An 18,964-nucleotide genomic window follows, 5' to 3' on the forward strand; every position below is an offset into this window, starting at 1 on the left:
ACGTCTCGTAGCTGGTCTGATATCTCGAGAAATACCATACGCATATCTCGGATATATACCTGAGAGGTCATGCTAGCGTGTCAGACGTTCCCAGCAGAGACTCTATGTGAACCTATGATATTCTTTCCGCAGTAAACGGCGGAGTTCCCATATGCGGAGGCTTGCTGGGTTGTGAGATTTATGATTTCATACTCCGGGAGGGAATGCGGGTCATGCCATACGACACCCCACTGTCGAAAGACGGGGATTCGGGGTTATTGTGCGCTTCCTGCACCCCGTTCGCCTGATGAAAAGTGTATTTTCAATGATGAAAAGAAGAATCCCGACACTGTCTCAGCGAAAGAAAGGAGAGACCACCTCGGTCAGACTCGATGTAGCGTGAACCGCCTCGGGGTCAAGCTCCGAGGCACTCGGTCTGTTCCGCCTGTAGAACCGATTAAACTGCGTGCAGACGGTGTATCCCCGCCTGAAACACGAGGTATGAGTGATCTCATCCACTTAATAATATTCCAACTACATCTGATCAGGGTATCATCACTAATCACGAACACCGCATTCTCTCAGTTAATCAGCGATACAAGCAGTAGGTTTGCAAATAGAAGAATAAAGAGTAATAGACCCGTTGATGAATGGGTATTGACAGTTATAGATAATATCAGCGTGATTCCGTCTCACCAAGCAACTGATTGACCATTGATTCTGGATTGAATCGTTCAATGTCGTCATATTCCTGCCCAACGCCCAGAAACAATATTGGTTTTCCAGTGACATACGCAATTGAGATTGCTGCACCACCATTTGAGTCGGCATCTGCCTTCGTTAAAACCGTCCCATCAATCTCAGCAGCCTCATTGAACTGTTTTGCTCGTTCGACAGCATCCTGTCCGGCAACAGCTTCATCAACGAAAAGTGTCATATCAGGATTGACTACTCGATCAATCTTCTCTAATTGTGCCATCAAATCATTCGATGTGTGAAGTCGACCAGCAGTATCACCTAATACAACATCAATATCATTTGCCTCAGCGTACTCAACGGCATCATAAAGAACCGCTGCAGGGTCGCCTCCCTGTTCATGAGCAATAAGTCTCGTGTCGAGTGTCTTTGCATGTTCACGGATTTGTTCATTTGCCCCAGCCCGGTACGTATCACCGTTAGCCATCACAACTGAAAGTCCGCGAGACTCAAGATATTGGACAAGTTTTGCAATACTCGTCGTTTTCCCAACTCCATTGACACCTGTAAAGACAATTGTCATCGGTGAGTCAGCACTCTCGACACGTGAGTCAAAGTCATACTGTCCAACGCTGATTACCTCATACAATGCGTCTGAGAGCGCTTCTTCAACGAGCGCAGCAGTTGTATTAACCTGCGCACGCGTCTCACCAAGCATTTTGCTTCGAATAGTACCAAGGATTTCCTCTGCAACCTGCATCTCCACATCGCTTTCAAGAAGTGCCATCTCAAGTTGCCATAACGGCTCTTCGAGATCCTCTTCCTCGATAACAATTTTTCCAGTAGCAAACGCCGCTGCGCGCTTAAGTCGACCCGGTTTATTATCTGATTGTGCTGTCTCATCGAGCACTGCTGCAGCTTCCTGTGATGCAAGCGAGGACGAGTCAGTATCTATATTTGGGTCTCCATCCGTATTTGCCGATATATCAGACTCAGCAGTTGTGACATCACTGTTACTCGTGTGAGTGTTATCATCTGGAGTCTGCTCGCTGGTATCGTTGGCTGCCTCAGAAGGCATATGCGACACTGATTCATCCGATTGCTTGACGTTTGGTTCAGCGTCATCACCAGATGATGCTTCATCAGTAGCTGATTTCTCAGTCGCTGTCTCCTCGACATCGTCTCGAAACTGATCAAGTTTATTTTTCAGTCCATCAAACATTAGTGAGGTATCTGACTACGCAACCAGCGTATTATTCGTTGTCCTCTGGTTGCTGGTCTTGCATTTGCTGCATTTGTTGTTGCTGCATTTGCTGTTGCATCTGTTGCGCCTGCTGCTCGAGTTGACTACTTTCAGTCTCAAGTTCGTCAATGTCGTCACGAAGTGACTCAATCCGATTATCAAGCGCATCCTGTTTTGTTGAGAGGGATTCCACAGCATTATCGGCGGACTGCTCAGCAGCAAAGTCAGCGCCAAGTCCAACAATTATCTCATCAGCGTCTTGAATTTCTGCGCGAACGTAAGCGTCACCACCGAGTGGGACTTGAACAGTCGCTCCGCTCTCTAGTGTCTGAATTGCATCCATAGCCTCGTCAATTGATGTTTGTTCAGATTGAAGATCATCGACTTCTTCACGAAGTTCATCAATCTCTTCATCAATCGCTTGAAGTTCTTCAGAAAGCTGTTGTAACTGCTGTTGCTGACCACCGCCCATCATTAGCTAGCCACCTCAGATTCGGTTATATCTGCATTGTCTGATAGCGAGCGCACCGAGTCAATCTTGATTTGTGTCCGCCTAAGACTATGCTGACTCCCAATATTCGCATACACCCGCTCGCGAGCGACGTTCTTGTTCGGGGCCTCGACATCTGTTGTGAACTCATTGAATCCGTCTCGGCTCCGGAACTGACCGCTCACCGCGAATTGAACCATACGTTCGATACCCGAGCAAGCGGGAAGTATCTTCCTACTTTCGGGTTTGCCTTGAGACAACACTTGAATACAGTCCCATCGCAAATACAGCATTATCTGATGTTGGCTTCCGTGTCAGCTACCCAGCGCTGCAGTACTTCATGAAACATTTTGAACCATCGGTCCTATGCAGCAGTATCAGCAGCTACTCTATGCCAAGATTTTGAATTGAATTCCTCAATAAGTTTTCAGGAACATTAAAGCGCTGGGCTTGTCGGTGGACTCCCGTTCTACCGATACGTAGTAGGTGTCGGACGCCACTTCAGTAGCGTTCACGGTCATGATCCCCGACTTCAGGGCGTACTGACAGAACGCCCCTCCAGCCCTGTCTCTTACCCACAACTCGAGTCAGGATTTCAGCGGAACGGGATCGGGATCGGCGAGCACGACTGAAATCCTCGGTATCTACAGTTTCAACACCTCTTTGGAACAATTGTAGTGGGCTTGATTACCGGCGTTCGGTCACCCCTACAGCCGATATCACTGTCTGAATCGCTTCTCGCCTCGATTTTTTGCGTTCAAAATACCTCTGAGAGTGTCTGAAACGTCCGGTTACGACCCCACGAACTTGTGGGTAAGAGACAGGGCTAAAGCCGGTGGGCTTCCGCGCTGTATATCGTGTGAACGCAGAGGAACCCGGCGCGTGAGTGGTGGAGATTTCAGGTTTGTAGTCCTATCAAACTCTGACATGGTGAGACTCCATGCCGGGTTCACGGACTGTGGCAGTCGGGACTGGGACTACTTGGGGTGCTGAGCGCCTGGTACTCCTATCCTCAATCGTGTTCGGACTCCCAGAGTTGATTTTACTCTAGAAGTCCGACAGACTTCGACGGACTCGGAGTTACTTCCTTGATGCGTGCAATAATCAATCCCATGCCGATTATGTGAGAATCGGGCGGTCGCCGACTGGTTTCGATTATTGCTTTGATGCGTGGAGCGGCAAAACCGCCATTATAGGACGATGTAGAATCACTCTATTCTCACCTGATTCCTACTTTTGAATGGAATTGTCTGCTAATTGAAATTATAAATCAAGAATATCGGACAGGTGTCGAAACATGGACTGGTTCCATATTGTCAGGTTCATTTTGCGGTACCGAGGTCGGTGGTCTCGTTCGCATTGCTTCGTTCAACATGTCGTAACTGTGGGTACCAGAAATCTGCAATTCTGTGGACGGCGAAAGTCATAATTATTCTCATCGAATTTATATGTATCATAATGTTCGACAATCACAGCGAATTATGACTATTCGCTGGTGATAGATTCGAGATACCCGAGCGTATCTTCGATCCGAGTTAATTCAGGACCAGTCGTATCCTCGCCAACGACATATCCGGTTTGTCCGGCAACAATACCGGACCCGACAAGTGGTGCACCGTAATTGACTGTTCCAATATCAGCACGAACATCTAAATGGTCTTCAATTGCCTCGAGTTCGGGTTCACGTGCTTTAGGATGACAGAGAACACCACGATTTGTTGCTACTGCAGCGGTTCCTACGGTGCGAACATCTGCAAGCTTGCCGCGGGCAACTGGAACATTAAGTGCGGATTCAACACTCTCGACAGCTTCTGTGGAGAGATCAGGATGGACATATGCGCCATAGTCATTCGCAAGGATAACATTGCCAGCAGCATTAATTCGACCAGGAAGTTCGGTAACTGAGACAGAGGCCGTTGTTTCAATCGCCTCCTTTTCACGCATTGTTACATTGCTTGTGACGAGGATTCCATTTTCATTTCCAGTTGCAAGCGCCCCAACAGTTCCAGAGCCACCAATTGTCGTTGCAACGGCTGGGATATCGAGTTCGGCTGCCATTGCATCAGCGGTGTCATCATCTACATCAGAGCGGAGAAGAAGCACATCATCGGTCGCACGCGCGAAGACGCCAACATATGGCGACCCGGCGAAAGAGGCACGAAGCACGTTATTCAGCCGGCTCCGCTTCGACGATAGACTCGCCGTCTTCGTCGAATCGAGCCGCACGAACCCGTAGTTTACTCGGTGGGTTCTGGCTTCCACGCGCCCAGACAGTTTCATTAAGTGATGGGTCAAGTCGAATGTCAGACTCATCAACGCGGAAGTGCTGTGCGAGATGTTCGCGGATCAGCGTCATTGCACGACCAGCTCGTTCGTGAGTTGGCACTGCAGAGACATCCCGAAGTGGAACCGTCACAACACGCTCTTCAAAGTCGCTGGTACTCATCGTTATTCGTCAGTATCGCTCCGCCGCCAGTTGCGACGCTTTGGATTTCGCGTTACTTCCATATTGGTCTTGAGCATGACCCACGCAGGAACACGAGAGTTTTGTTTTTCAAGTTTACCGAGTCGCTTCTTTTTTGCCTTCGATTTCTTTCCCATAGTATCATTTGATAATTTCGGACTGCATAAAATGTTGTTCCTTTGTGGTACAACAGTGTGTGATTCGTTTACTCCCAAGGCACAGAAGATATTCGAGGAGTCAATCATGAACTCAATACCAGAGAATATAGACATAATCGTGAACGCACCATAGGGTCACACCAAACCCCCACAGGACACTCCTCTTGCATTGTGTAAACAGTGTGAATCTGATAACTATTAACTGTCCTGGACGAGTAATATGGGTATGACAGATAACGAACCCACCGATCACGAATTTTCGTCAGGACAGGGGTTCAACGAAGAGTATGAAGAGTTTACGCTTGACCCACCAGAGTTGAGTGCTGACCCAACATCAGTTGATCCGGTTGATACGCGAGTGATTACGGATGAACTTGATAAACGAAATATCGCATCGGATCAAGTTGATGTTGAGCAACTCGTTGATGTTGGGCTCTCGTATATGCAGATTAATCGCTTTGAGGAGGCAACAGAAACATTTGAACGAGCAGCACGATTCGCACCTGAGGAATCTCTTGCAGCACAAGAAGCATGGGTGAATAAAGGTGCTGCTCACGGACAACTTGAAGAATGGGATGAAGCAATCGGCTCATATAAGGAGGCACTTCGCATTGACGATGAATCGGAGCATGCTGCTTCTGCGGAGACAAATCTGGCATATGCATTATGGGAGGCTGGTGAGACCGAGTCAGCGCTCCAGCATGCTGAGCGAGCGGTAAAAGTCGATCCACGATTTCCGCAAGCGTGGTATAATCGTGGATTTTTCCTACACGAGCGTGGTCTCAATGAGGAGGCTGTATCAGCATTTGATAATGCAATTCGGCTTGGGATGCAGACTGCTGATGTGCTTGAGGAGAAAGCACGTGCGCTTGATGAACTGGGTCGAGATGAGGAAGCGGAACAAACACAGACGCAAGCAGAGGAGTTGCGACGTGAACGTGAACAAGAACTTCTCGAAGACCAGTGACGGGGTCGGATCGAAGTGATAAAGAAGATATACTCTCCGAATCTGAAGATCCGCTGAAGCCTGTACCCGAATCTAACGCTGAGCATGACTCTAACCGTGACTCTGTATCGACGTCGACTGAGGCTCATGATGATAATACTGAGACGGATGATGATGAGGCTCTTTTACTTCGAGAGCGACAAACACCAGAAGGATTGCTTGTCGCCGTTTGTGACAGTGACTGTCTTGGGGAGACATATGTCGATGGTGAGGTATCACTCAACGTAACAGAATCATTCTATGGTGGAAGTGAAGCCGATAAGGTTGATGCGGAAACAGTTATTAAACGTCTAAAACGAGCCAGTGTTGCAAATATCGTTGGCAAGCATGCAGTCGCAATCGCAATCGAGGCTGGAATCGTTGAGAAGGACCGAGTGCTACAAATCGATGAAACGCTACATGCGCAATTAGTATGGATGTAAGAGATTGGCTGTCTGGCGTTAGCTATTGGGATTTTCAATAATAACTTTGGATTGTAGCAGATAAATTTTTGAGAAGACACGAGAAATATCGATACTACAGACATATTACTTCTGCAACATTAGGACCGAAGGGATGTTCTTCCTAGAGTACCTATAAGCCAATAATGGGAACACAAGAGCAGAAAGCGTATCCGATAGACATTCCGAGTGTCCGCGGGGACTTTCCAATCCTCGACCGAAAGGTTGGGGGGGACATCGAAACGCCGGGTCCAAGTCCTGATGATACCGATCCACTTGTTTATCTTGACAATGCAGCAACAAGTCAAACGCCAACAGACGTTGTTGAGGCCCTCACAGAGTACTATTATCAATACAACTCAAATGTCCATCGAGGGATCCATCATCTAAGTCAGGAAGCTTCAGTCGCATACGAGGTCGCACATGACCGTGTTGCTGAGTTTATTGGCGCTGATGGACGCGAGGAGATCATTTTCACAAAGAATACAACAGAATCAATGAATCTTGTCGCTTACGCATGGGGGCTTGCGGAGTTGGAACCCGGAGATACTGTTGTGCTCTCTGAGATGGAACATCATGCATCACTTGTCACTTGGCAGCAAATCGCAAAGCGAACCGGTGCGAATGTTGAGTATATTCGTGTTGATGAAGATGGCTATCTTGATATGGAACATGCACGTGAGTTAATTGATGACTCAATAGCAATGGTGTCCGTTGTGCATATTTCAAATACGCTTGGGACAGTAACACCAGTTGAAGAGTTGGCAGAGCTCACACACGACCATGGTGGATATATCTTTATTGATGGCGCACAGTCAGCACCAACGCGACCAGTCGATGTCGATGCGATGGACACAGATTTCTTTGCGTTCTCTGGACACAAGATGCTTGGACCGACGGGAATTGGGGTTCTCTACGGCAAACAGGAAATTCTCGAGTCTATGGAACCATACCTCTATGGCGGGGAGATGATCAGGCGAGTTACATACGAAGACTCGACATGGGAGGACCTGCCCTGGAAGTTTGAGGCTGGAACACCTGTTATTGCACAGGCAATTGGGCTTCATGCTGCAATTGATTATCTTGAGGATATTGGGATGGAGACAGTTCAAGCACACGAGGAGTTACTCGCTGAATACGCCTATAATCAACTATCTGCATTTGATGATGTCGAAACATATGGTCCACCAGGCGGCGACCGTGGCGGGCTTGTTGCATTCAATCTTGAGGGAGTCCATGCGCATGACCTCTCGAGCATCCTCAATGAGTATGGAGTTGCAATCAGAGCCGGTGATCACTGCACGCAACCACTTCATGACAAAATTGGTGTACCGGCTTCAACGCGAGCCTCATTCTACATATATAATACACGTGAAGAGATTGACGAGCTTGTCACTGCGGTTGATGCTGCACGGGAACTATTTGCCTAATGGCGACAGATGAACTCAAGACACACAGGCGTCTTAATTACTGATAACTGACGTCATTTGCACCACGAAATACGATTATCGGTACAACAAAATCAGCAATTAGCGGAACGTTTTTGCAGCACACAGCTGTATATATTATAACAATGGGACTAGGATCAGATATGTATCGTCAACAGATTCTCGATCATTACAAGAATCCTCGAAACAAGGGTGAGATACCTGATCCGGACTTCTCACATACCGGCGAGAATCCGTCATGTGGCGATACCATCACTGTGAACGTGCAATTGAAAGATGATAATGAAACAATCGAATATGTGAGCTTTACAGGGGATGGATGTGCGATTAGTCAGGCATCAGCATCTATGCTTTCAGAGCATTTACAGGGAATGACGTTAGAGGAGCTTGACACGCTTGATACTGATGATGTGACAGAGATGCTTGGTGTTGATATCTCACCAATGCGAATCAAATGTGCGGTTCTTGCACGACAGGTTGCACAGGATGGAGCAGCCATACATGATGGTGAAATAGCGATTGAAGCAACGACGGTCGAGTAAAAACTCAATTCAATTCGAATTATATCCGATAAGCAGGCGAAAAACCTCGCCCTTCAGGGCGGGGAAGATGTCAAATCATCATATTCCGTACTTACATTCATCTCAATAACTATGAACAGTATCGGGCATTTTCAGTGATCATTTCAATAAGAGACTTACAACGGTAGCGAGGCGAAAGCCCGCGATTATACCCTGTCTTTTACGCACAAGTTGTCCCGACGAGATGGACGGGGTGAAGCGGTGAAAATTGCTCCCATTGTCGGGAGTTGGGAATCTCATCTTAAGTAACCGGGTATGCTGACGACGAGTTGACCCGGCTTGAGTAGTCCCTGTGACCCAATCGGTAATCCCGGTTGGCGCCTTATGATGATACACTCATCTGTAGCAGTCGGTACCTGCGGAATATCTGGATTAGAACTGTCCGAGTGACAAACTGACACCTGCGATCAGAGGGGTCAAAACACCGGGTATTCGCTTCTACAGATGAGCGTGGTGATTAATTCAAATAGTTTCACCGGCGGTGTCGAATGACGCGAATTCAGCGGCTCCCATCACCGATACGGATAATCACGGCGGTTAAGACTAAGACTTAGACTTGGACTAATCGCTATCAGTCCGTCAGGATTTGTCTCAGACCCTGCTTGAAAGCGGCTAAAACGTCACGTTGGGATGCTGTGGACTTATGAGTAAAAGTCAGGATTTCAGTCGTGGGAGGAGGTCAATTGAAGTCATCTTGACGATCATTAACAACAGAATCTGCAGTGAAGCATTTCACGACGAGTGGACATCAGCAGTAACCTTCGTATCATTTATATGAACACTTTCACCATCATGTATTGAGGATGTGTCTCAACCGATGTTAGATAACGATTAGTACGCCATTTTGAAAGCCCTGAATATGTTTTCTCGTAGAAATACATGATTGTCCAAGACTTTGTCCGTGTCATCTACTTGGAGAAGAAACAGCTGAGACACGCAGTTTGAGCCATCCGCCATATTATATTCTATATCAGATATGGCTATTCAGGCTTCAATCCAGCATCCTTGACACGCATCACAGCTTCACCATCAGCGAGATTTGGTGCATCAACAAGTCTCACGATTCGCTTATCATTCTTTGATTTTCGAAGATACATGCGGAATGTGGAGGTATGTCCGAGAATATTTCCACCAATTGGCTGCGTTGGGTCACCGAAGTATGAATCAGGATTTGAAGCAACCTGATTTGTAACGAGGACAGCGGTATTATATAAGTCGCCGATTCGCATCAGATCATGAAGGTGTTTATTTAGTTTTTGTTGTCGCTCAGCGAGCGATCCACGACCGACATATTCCGCACGGAAGTGCGCGGTTAGTGAGTCGACACAGAGAAGTCGAACAGGAAAACCACTATCTTGGTTATCACGAGCCAGTTCTTTTGCTTTCTCTGCTAAAAGGATCTGATGATTTGAATTGAACGCTTTTGCAACGTGTATATGATCCAAAAAACTATCTAACAGCGCTTTCATCGTCTCATCATCACCTGGAGTTCCCTCTATCTCACGACGCTCAAGCAAATCAGTGATAATCTCATCATCAAGCCCACGAAGCATATCATCAATACGCTCTGGACGAAATGTATCTTCAGAGTCAACGAAGATTGCTGCCCCACCAAGACCACCGTGTTCAGGTGGTAATTGCACATTGACTGCCATTTGATGGGTAACTTGTGACTTACCAGCGCCGAATTCTCCATACACCTCAGTAATCGATTGGGTCTCAATCCCACCACCAAGTAACTCATCGACTTCAGGGATTTTCCACGAGAGTTTTCCAATCTCCTCACGACGTTGCAAAACGGCTGCACCGGTCTCGAACCCACCAACATCCGCAGCATCACGGGCAGCGTTGATGATATCAGAGGCGGTTGACTCACCAACATCTGCGGTGTTTGACATTTCGGCTGGACTTGCGACTGCAATTGCTTGATAGCTCTCAAACCCAGCATCAACGAGTTTATCTGAGGTCGCTGGTCCAACTCCTGGGAGATCTTCGAGTTCATCCTCTGGCATTGTATAACTGCATAACGTCCACTGCCACATAAAGCCTCGTTAACACCATAGTGAAAGTAAAATAGCAGTGATTTCGCTACTCGCAAAAATAATCAGCTGATACTGGTTTAGCATGCTGATGAAAATATCTAAGATACACAGGCACTATCGGATGGATTCATCAATCACGCACAAAATCTCATCCTTATTCCACGTTTCTGATACACAGTTACCTGCGGGATTTCACATCTCCCGGTCTTAAAAAACAGATCAAGTTTCCGTGGCTTCGGTCACCCAGTCATCAATTCGTAAGATTATCATCCGCTTCAGACGAGGCGCTCAGACAAGCGTTCCCAGATTCGGCGAGTGGTTCAGTGAGCGTTACTTCGTATCTGAACGTGATTTATATATCGATCAGCGTTATTGCCACGGATGACCGCCACGAGCGTCAGGCCACATCGGATACCAGTATGACTCATCATCTTCAATGGTCAGTTCACCAGTGAGGACCGACTCAAGTTTGAACTCAAGTTGTTGATCACGGTTATTCCCAGACCGTGGTGCGAATGGATAGTACGCACCACGGCGGAATGAGTAAATCCAGTATGCACGCTCGCCAGCATCTTCAAACCCAAAGACAGCCGCGAGCAATCGCGATCCGTATCCACGCTCAATAAACTCATCAGCCGCAAAATGGATACTTGTGACAAGATCCTCTGGATTATCATCTTGAAGAATGACCCATTCCCATCCATGACTATCTTCATGAAGATCGAAGGTTGTTCCTGTTTCTTCACTGCCAGCACGAAGAATCGCCTCAACATCGCTGACAGTATCGGCAAAGTCAGTACTATCGACGCCTGAGAAACACAGCGCAGCTGAACCAACAGAATCGAAGCCAAGATCCGCACCCATCGTCATATATGCGGTGCTCATGCCGAAGAGATCCTCAGGATCAGCATCGCGGGTTGCATCCGCAGCCGCGTTTGTTCCAAATACAGATCGTATCGTATCAAACAGACCCATCAGTTATTTATCATCTATGGTATTTCGCGTCATCGTGTTTCCAGTTCACGTTCGAGTTCACGAAGGCGTTCCACACGCTGCTCAGTCGAGGGGTGAGTGCTGAACAACCGTCCAATAAGATCGCTTTTCACCGGAACAATAAAGAACGCATTCATCTCTGATTGTTCGCGGAGATCCTCACGCGGAACATTTTCCATCCGACCATCAATTTTCAGCAGTGCTGACGCAAGAGCTGATGGTTGTCCCGAAATAATCGCTCCACCTCTGTCGGCGGCATACTCACGGTATCGGGAGAGTGCACGGATAAGGAAATATGAGACAATCCAGACGATGAGAGATGCAACAATGGCAATAAGCACTTGACTGCCACCCTCTCGTTCATGTCCACCGCCAAACCAAAATCCTATTCGGACAATCATGAATGCGACTGTCGAAAGGAATGACGCAATTGTCATTATCATAACGTCACGGTTCTTTATATGTGCAAGTTCGTGCGCGAGAACGCCTGATAATTCATCTTGATCGAGTGAACGCAGTAGTCCAGTCGTTACAGCGATTGTTGCACTATCTTTCGAACGTCCGGTTGCGAATGCGTTCGGAACCCGTGAGTCAGCAACTGCAACATCTGGCTTTGGGAGATCAGCCTGTTGGCTGAGTCGATTAATCGCCGTGTGAAGTTCAGGATATTCATCTTCGGAGACTTTTGATGCCCCCATGCTGTAAAGCGCAAGCTTATCGCTGAAGAAGAGCTGTGCAAGTACAAACACTCCCATCAATGGGAGGAATATAAGTGACCGCGACCACCACAGCGCCCCAACGAAGACCAGGTATAGGGCGAACAGAAGGAACATTGTTAGAGCCATTCTGCCACGTAGTCCCCAGTCTGTTTTCCAGTCCATATATGCAATACGTGTTGAACGTAATAAACGGTGTCGCAGATGGATTACAGAAGTTCAAGGAGAAAGCCCTCCCTTGAGGTCTGTCTTTTACACATAAGTTCGTGGAGTCGTAACCGGACGTTTCAGAGTATGACGTTTTCGCAGTCTGGCTTCGAACTCAAAAACACGAGTGACCGACACGCGACAATCTGGCTCTCCAAAATCGGAGACATCCCGATCCGCTACCACCGCGAAATCCCTGACGAAGCGGACATCAAAGAAGTTACCGTCAAGAAGGAAACAACCGGTAAGTGGTTCGTCTGCTTCGGGCTCGAAACCGACGACGCTGACCTTCCTGAGAAACCCGACGTGGAGTCTCTCAACACAACCAACAGCGTTGGGATTGATCTCGGTAGTCTCAATTACATCTACACAACCGATGGGAAGACCGTGGATTGGCTTGATCTCGAAGACGACTACGAGCGATCGCGCCGCGAACAACGCAAACTCTCACGGAAGCAGAAAGGGTCGAACAACTACGAGAAACAACGGCGAGAAGTAGCGAAGCTGAAGCGGCACATCCGTCGGACAGTGTTGGACTACCAGCACAAAATAACGACGTGGCTCGTCCGTGAGTACGACGCGGTGTTCGTCGAGGACTTGGACGTAAAGGGAATGTTGGAGCAGTCGCACAATGCTCGCAACAAGCAAGATGCAGCGTGGCGACAGTTCATTACACTGCTCGAGTATAAGGCCGGTCTGTACGGCTGTCACGTCGTGCAGATCAAACCAGAGGGAACGACGAAAGAATGTGCGTCGTGTGGTGTAGAAACAGCAAAACCGATTTGGGTACGTGAACACTCCTGCCCGTCATGTGGGTTTGAGTGTGATCGTGACGCGAATGCGGCGATGAATGTCCTGCAACGCGGTTTTTTTGAAGTAGGGCTGGAATGGCCCGAAGACACGCCTGTGGAGACTGCGCTCCCTACGGACACCCATTCGGTGTCTGCAAAGCGCGTCATCGAAACAGGAAGCCTCGGGGCTTGACCCCAAGACGGTTCACTCGGCTATTCAGGACCAAGCCATTCGAGAAGCGAAATCTGACCACAGCAAAGATGGGGAAGTTGAATACCGAGAGAGTCAACCGTTCGCAGTCAACAACCAGAATGGGGAGATCGACACAACCGATAACGGCACAGTCGTCATCGGATTCCCGTGTGTTTCTCAGTGGTGGTACACGCCTATTGAAGTGTACGACGATATTGCCGATTCTGTAGACCGACTGGTCGAAGGTGACGCCGACAAATCCCGTCTACAGGTCTACGGTCGTGGCGACGACTGGTACTGTACATTCAACGCCGAGTACGATACCGACACGTCGAATGGGACATCCATCGGTGTCGATATTGGCGAACGACATATTCTCGCTGCAACGGCTTATGATGAAGATGAGTCAATGCTGGTGTCAGGTGATGAGGCAAAGTACGTTCGGCGCAAATATCGTTCCCTACGCGATTCGCTCCAACAAGCGGGTGCGCTTCGCGCACGCAACCGTGTGGGTGACAAAGAACAGCGTCGAATCAAGGACTTAAATCATAAACTCTCACGTCGCCTCATCACGTTCGCGGAACAGTTCAAGAATCCAGTCATCAAACTGGAAGACCTCGAAGGTATCCGCAAGAATAGCTCGTGGTCAGCCATTCACTCGTGGCACTTCTATCAACTCCAACAGTTCATCACGTACAAAGCAGAACGTGCTGGTATCAGCGTCGAGAAGGTTGACCCGTACCGTACCAGCAAACTATGTTCAGAATGTGGTTCAATTGGAACTCGTGATGAAGATCACTTTTTATGTTCGGAGTGTGACCGTGGACGACATGCCGACCTAAATGCTTCAGAGAATATTGCACAACGTGAGGGAGAACCATGCACGGCGTAGCAGTTCGGTTGACGCGAACCGTGCTACCTCGCTGGTTGAATAGCCAGCCGTCTTTGACGCCCGTTGTATGCGGGGAGGAAGGTCCCATTGATAGGACTACACGCGCTGGAACGCACACCGCTGGTCACAACTCGGTGGCAATCTTCGACGGGTCACGCGAAAGCGTATTTGAACCCCGAGGAAACGCGCAACCTGAATACCCCCTTCGAGGAATCCTCGCGCTTTAGCGCCGGGAGAATGTCAATTAATTTATTGATACTCATAAGATATCGTGCAGACTGATAATGATTAACCGCATTGATAGATTATATATATCAATGAGTTCTGGAGAATTCTGCCCGCGATGTGGTGATGTTATTTCCAAGCAGCCGTCATCACGTCCAGGTGCTCCGCATGAGCGTGATGCTGTCCTCTGTAATGATTGTTATTTTGCGGACTTCGAATTAATTGACGCACCTGAGCGGCTTGAAGTGCAAGTATGTGCGAGATGTGGTGCAGTCAAAGATGGGAGTCAGTGGGTTGACGTTGATGCGGATGATTACACTGAGGTTGCAATCGACCGAATAACCGAATCACTTGGTGTACATCTCTCCGCTGAAGAAATCCAGTGGGGTGTCGAACCCGAGCAAGTTGATGAAAATACAATTCGAATGCATTGTACATTTAGCGGAGTTGTCCGCGGAACGCATCAACAAGAGCGTATTACAGTTCCTGTCCTTATCTCTCGGCAAACTTGTCAGCGATGTGGACGGATCGCTGGTGGGTATTATGCAAGCATCGTGCAAGTACGTGCACGTGAACGAACACCAACAGCAACTGAACAGCAGCGCGGTGTCGAAATCGCTGAATCATATATTGCAGATCGTGAGGCAACTGGCGACCGAGATGCGTTCATCTCGGAAATAACAACGACGGATGATGGGACGGATATCAAAATATCAACCAATCAATTAGGCAGCGGTGTTGCAGCACAGATTGTCCGTGAGCTTGGAGGGAATGTATCAGAGTATCCAACGCTTGTGACTGAAGATGGAGATGGAAATGAAGTTTATCGGGTGACATATGCAGTTCGACTGCCAGAATTTACCCCTGGAGACGTAATTGAACCTGCTGATGAGGAGGGTCCGGTCGTTGTCCGAAGTGTACAGGGAAATCTGAAGGGTGTCCGAGCAACAACAGGAGATTCATATGAGGCGTCATTTGAAGATGGTATCGCACCGGATGCAGAGCATATTGGAACGGTTGATGATGCTACCGAAACAACAGTGGTCGCGTTCGAAGACACATATGCGATGCAGGTGCTTGATCCAGAAACATATGAATCAAAGACAGTCGCCCGACCGTCATATGTTGACCCTGATGCAGCGACTGTTCCAGTCATTAAGAGCCATCAAGGGCTGTATGTGCTTCCAACATCAGTGGTAAAAATAAATAATAAGACTAAGTCAACAGATCCTCAGTGATCGATCTACTATTGTTCACGAATTACACGGAATCGAGGAGAAAGCTCACGACTTCAATCGTGGGAGAAGTCACATACTCATACCAACATTACTGCTGAGAATTACACTGGCTCTGATTAAGTGCTTGGTCAATGACCCCTCCCCACCCACTCGCTTATGAATTACTTCTTAATGAAGGGGACTCCACCTCAAAGACATTGAGTCCATTAAATTCAGATCCGCAATTATCAGCACTTAAGAACATTTTATTATAGTCGATGGTAACACCACTTCCTCAAAGAGTGAGTGAAACGAACGAGTAGCAAGGGATACGCCCGACAATCATAACAGTAATATTGATTTTGTGGTCTGACATGCTTTGATTGTCTAATGTGGAAATCATTCAAACCGATAGAGCAGACGGCAATAATATCCGTTTCCGTTTTTGTCGTTTCGCCACAGTTCGAACATGTAAGCTCAACCTCTCAATCAAGATGTTTAATAAAGAAAGTCTAGTGAGGGCTGTGGATCCCCACAGCGAATAATTCTCTCCAACTTGGAACACGATCGGAATTTGAATCAACCTTCGGTGGAAACTCCGCCGTCATAGAACCGGTCTCCGACAACTGAGTAGCTCGGGGAAGTTCACTTTTTAGCGTAGTTTCAAGATAGAAGGTGAATTAACCAGCGTGATACTGCTGTGGTAGGTTGATATGTTCTCTAATCGGAATTCCGCGTCGCTGAAGCGTTGTGATGAATGTATCTTGGGACTGACCTGCGTGTGAAGCTGCTTGTGATAGGGTCAATGTTCCGCTCTGATACAGTGTTAGTGCCGTCATTAGTCTATGGGTGTACATTACGCTTTCATTTAAATTTATAACTTGATGTATATTAACTATTTCGTGAGAAAGGCTACCATTAACTAATCAAAAAGAATCAAAATTAAACAAACGCATATAATATTTCTGATTTATACCGTATATATTTAGTTATAAATATGCACATAATTGGAGCAAATACAGAGTGAACTACGAGTACGGATCAGACTCGTTTATACAAGCGCTAAAAGAGGACTGCTCGAGATGATTTCACCTAAAGTACCTCGGGGAAACCCCGAGGCACTCGCCTTGCTATCTGTAGGAATAAAGTATAATTATGATTTACCGATGATCATCGCAGTAGTTATCCTCAAGTCTGTTGCAAATTATACTGGCATACGATATGGATCGGCAACAAATACTCGCACTGTTACTGGTTGTATTAATGATCGGCTCCTCTGTCGCATATGGGGCAGCATTGGTTCTGTGAATAAATAAAGATAGTATACATGTCTGCTCAATACAAGAGAAATGTCAGTTTTCTCCCCAAACATCACTCAGCGGGTGAGTAGAACGACGATCTTCAGAATTCGTCTTATTATTTGAATTTGCATGTTTTGAATGGTCATCTGATTGGGCTGTCGACGTCGACGGTGACCTAACTCCCGCTGTGGATGCACGCCCGACAGTATTTATTGCTTCCTCGAATGTGGGTAATGTCGGTGTTGAAATACGGTCAACCTGCTCACGAAACCACGCTGGCATTTCATTTCGCGCGTTATTGAATAAGTTCAGTAGGGACGAATCAGCAAGATAAGTGCTTCCATAGTCATCTGGTGAACGAACAATGCGACCACACGCTTGGATAACTGTCTGAAGTGCCACGCGTCGGTACCACGACCACTTTCCGTCTGAAAGTCGGCGACTTACACGCGAGTCGGTTGTATTGAGATACGGCGCTTTACAGATCACCTGCCAACGACAAAGATCTCCCTGCAGGTCAAGTGCTTCCTCCATCGTCACAGAGAGGAATATATCTGGACTGTCGGTGCTAAGCCACGCTTGGAGCGATTCATCTCGGTCAGTGGTATCATGTGTTTGAATTCGTGATTCAACTCCTAACTCTGCAAGACGACGGCGAAGTGACGATTGTATCGCGTATGAATGACAATGGATGAGTCCCTTCTCATCTGGATGTGCTGCCATCAGTCGTATAAGCATGCGAGTAACCGCCGGGAGTGTCTCATCGCGCTCATTATATGTCATTTTACCACACGTGACATCATATAGTGGTCGATTTGCGACGGGAAATGTATGATCGACATCAACAAGTGCGACCTCAGCAGGGTCAAGCCCAACACCGCGACAGAATGCGTTTTTATTCAAGATCGTCGCAGATAATAATGCAAATTTATTCCCTCGATTCCAGACAGTATGTGAAAGATACCGAGCGGGATCAAGTGGTTTGATTGCGACGTCATTGTTGGTATCATCTTGATCAATAACCCACGTTGTTGGACTTTGTGGGTCGCGTGCATCGGAAATAAACCATTGTAATTCTGAGCGGATCTCTTGTAGTCGATCACGATGGGCGGCCTCAGTCGGGGTCAGTTCATCACGATTGATTAATGGATCAATAGCGCGTTTACATGCCTCAATGACCGTTTCGGCGAATCGAATCGTCCGGTCAAGTGGATCTGATTCGGCTGTGAGGTCAGGGACAGTTATTTCATCCCAGATTGGAATTGTGTTAGACTGAAGATTGACTGTTGCATACATTTCTGCCCACTCAGGTAATCCGTGTGCTTCGTCGATAACAACAACATCACGCCGCCTGAAGACATCTGAGCCTGCTGTCTGCATAAAATATGCAAGAGTCATGGCAGCGATTCGGCGATTTGAGGCGATTGCTCGGTCAGAGAAGTATGGGCAGCGATGTCGAACCGAACAGTCATATCCTTTCTCACGAGCGCACGGAGCACGATCAACAGGCGTCTCGGTTTCTCCGTTTAAGATGCATGTATAATTCGATTTTCCCCGGATGATATTTAGATCATCCAATAATGGGTCAGCAGCAACATCATCAAGTTGTGATACTTGCGGGGTGGTATAGTACGAATTAATTGCATCAGAAGGTTTAGCATCAGTCACTGTGCGTGCACCACCGGCGATCGCTCGTGCTAAAAGCGACTTGCCGCTACCTGTGGGTGCACGTACAAGGACAACACTATTTCCTGCAGCGAAAGCATCACGAATATCGCTGATTGCTTCCGCTTGCATACCGCGGAATGAAGAAGCTGGGAACGATTCTCGGATTCGATCCGGATCCACAGATGTGTTCCGTTATTAGTGTATAAAAGTCTTC

Annotated in this window: 15 protein-coding genes and 3 pseudogenes; 7 read left to right on the plus strand and 11 right to left on the minus strand. The window is 47.5% G+C overall.

The genetic code is table 11. The features are described from left to right. Positions 1–655 precede the first annotated feature (655 nt). The 6 genes from ftsY to HQRW_RS13280 all read right to left on the minus strand — a co-directional run bounded on the left by ftsY (position 656) and on the right by HQRW_RS13280 (position 5,009). On the minus strand, positions 656–1,897 hold the full coding sequence (gene ftsY / locus HQRW_RS13255) for a signal recognition particle-docking protein FtsY (RefSeq protein WP_014556993.1): 1,242 nt from the start codon (positions 1,895–1,897) through the stop codon (positions 656–658). A gap of 31 nt (positions 1,898–1,928) precedes the next feature. Then, positions 1,929–2,393: a prefoldin subunit alpha gene (pfdA, locus tag HQRW_RS13260; RefSeq protein ID WP_011572614.1), complete on the minus strand. Its 465-nt coding sequence runs from the start codon at positions 2,391–2,393 to the stop codon at positions 1,929–1,931. Next, positions 2,393–2,608: a 50S ribosomal protein L18Ae gene (rpl18a, locus tag HQRW_RS13265; protein ID WP_011572615.1), complete on the minus strand. Its 216-nt coding sequence runs from the start codon at positions 2,606–2,608 to the stop codon at positions 2,393–2,395. The genes pfdA and rpl18a overlap by 1 nt, the downstream gene beginning before the upstream one ends. Before the next feature lie 1,285 nt (positions 2,609–3,893). After that, positions 3,894–4,574, minus strand: coding sequence for a translation initiation factor IF-6 (locus HQRW_RS13270; RefSeq protein WP_014556994.1), 681 nt, complete (start codon positions 4,572–4,574; stop codon positions 3,894–3,896). Between the two features lies 1 nt (position 4,575). Next, entirely contained in the window at positions 4,576–4,854 is a 279-nt protein-coding gene (locus HQRW_RS13275; RefSeq protein ID WP_011572617.1) for a 50S ribosomal protein L31e, read from the minus strand. 2 nt (positions 4,855–4,856) lie between these two features. Continuing rightward, positions 4,857–5,009, minus strand: coding sequence for a 50S ribosomal protein L39e (locus HQRW_RS13280; protein ID WP_011572618.1), 153 nt, complete (start codon positions 5,007–5,009; stop codon positions 4,857–4,859). 247 nt (positions 5,010–5,256) lie between these two features. Between HQRW_RS13280 and HQRW_RS13285 the strand changes: the two genes are divergently transcribed. The 4 genes and pseudogenes from HQRW_RS13285 to sufU all read left to right on the plus strand — a co-directional run bounded on the left by HQRW_RS13285 (position 5,257) and on the right by sufU (position 8,466). After that, positions 5,257–5,997, plus strand: coding sequence for a tetratricopeptide repeat protein (locus tag HQRW_RS13285; protein WP_014556995.1), 741 nt, complete (start codon positions 5,257–5,259; stop codon positions 5,995–5,997). A gap of 161 nt (positions 5,998–6,158) precedes the next feature. Continuing rightward, positions 6,159–6,458: pseudogene (locus tag HQRW_RS17060) on the plus strand (DUF424 domain-containing protein); the annotation flags it as partial. A 164-nt stretch (positions 6,459–6,622) separates the two neighbouring features. Next, positions 6,623–7,906, plus strand: coding sequence for a cysteine desulfurase (locus tag HQRW_RS13295; protein WP_014556997.1), 1,284 nt, complete (start codon positions 6,623–6,625; stop codon positions 7,904–7,906). 143 nt (positions 7,907–8,049) lie between these two features. Next, complete coding sequence (sufU, locus tag HQRW_RS13300) at positions 8,050–8,466, plus strand: Fe-S cluster assembly sulfur transfer protein SufU (protein ID WP_011572622.1); 417 nt, start codon at positions 8,050–8,052, stop codon at positions 8,464–8,466. Between the two features lie 1,019 nt (positions 8,467–9,485). Here sufU and radA read toward each other — a convergent pair. From radA to htpX, 3 genes are all read right to left on the minus strand, one after another. Then, positions 9,486–10,517 carry a DNA repair and recombination protein RadA gene (radA, locus tag HQRW_RS13305; RefSeq protein ID WP_011572623.1) on the minus strand — a complete coding sequence of 344 codons (1,032 nt, stop codon included), beginning with the start codon at positions 10,515–10,517 and terminating at the stop codon, positions 9,486–9,488. Between the two features lie 399 nt (positions 10,518–10,916). Next, positions 10,917–11,522, minus strand: coding sequence for a PspA-associated protein PspAB (gene pspAB / locus HQRW_RS13310; protein WP_014556998.1), 606 nt, complete (start codon positions 11,520–11,522; stop codon positions 10,917–10,919). A gap of 29 nt (positions 11,523–11,551) precedes the next feature. After that, positions 11,552–12,421, minus strand: a complete 870-nt coding sequence (gene htpX, locus HQRW_RS13315) for a zinc metalloprotease HtpX (protein ID WP_011572625.1) — start codon at positions 12,419–12,421, stop codon at positions 11,552–11,554. Positions 12,422–12,535: 114 nt separating this feature from the next. Between htpX and HQRW_RS13320 the strand changes: the two are divergent. The 3 genes and pseudogenes from HQRW_RS13320 to HQRW_RS13330 form a co-directional block, all read left to right on the plus strand. Next, positions 12,536–13,447 (plus strand): annotated as a pseudogene (locus HQRW_RS13320) (RNA-guided endonuclease InsQ/TnpB family protein); the annotation flags it as partial. 10 nt (positions 13,448–13,457) lie between these two features. Then, positions 13,458–14,339: pseudogene (locus HQRW_RS13325) on the plus strand (RNA-guided endonuclease TnpB family protein); the annotation flags it as partial. A 317-nt stretch (positions 14,340–14,656) separates the two neighbouring features. After that, the gene (locus HQRW_RS13330) at positions 14,657–15,802 is read left to right on the plus strand and encodes a 60S ribosomal export protein NMD3 (protein WP_014556999.1); all 1,146 of its coding nucleotides are present in this window, start codon (positions 14,657–14,659) and stop codon (positions 15,800–15,802) included. Positions 15,803–16,461: 659 nt separating this feature from the next. On the opposite strand, the gene HQRW_RS15215 is transcribed toward HQRW_RS13330, so the two are convergent. Both HQRW_RS15215 and HQRW_RS13335 read right to left on the minus strand, forming a co-directional pair. Continuing rightward, positions 16,462–16,638, minus strand: a complete 177-nt coding sequence (locus HQRW_RS15215) for a DUF7317 family protein (RefSeq protein ID WP_014557000.1) — start codon at positions 16,636–16,638, stop codon at positions 16,462–16,464. Positions 16,639–17,133: 495 nt separating this feature from the next. Next, a complete protein-coding gene (locus HQRW_RS13335; RefSeq protein ID WP_014557001.1) occupies positions 17,134–18,930 on the minus strand; it encodes a helicase C-terminal domain-containing protein in 1,797 nt (598 codons plus the stop codon). Positions 18,931–18,964 lie beyond the last annotated feature (34 nt).

It is taken from the genome of Haloquadratum walsbyi C23 (assembly GCF_000237865.1).
GTDB lineage: Archaea > Halobacteriota > Halobacteria > Halobacteriales > Haloferacaceae > Haloquadratum > Haloquadratum walsbyi.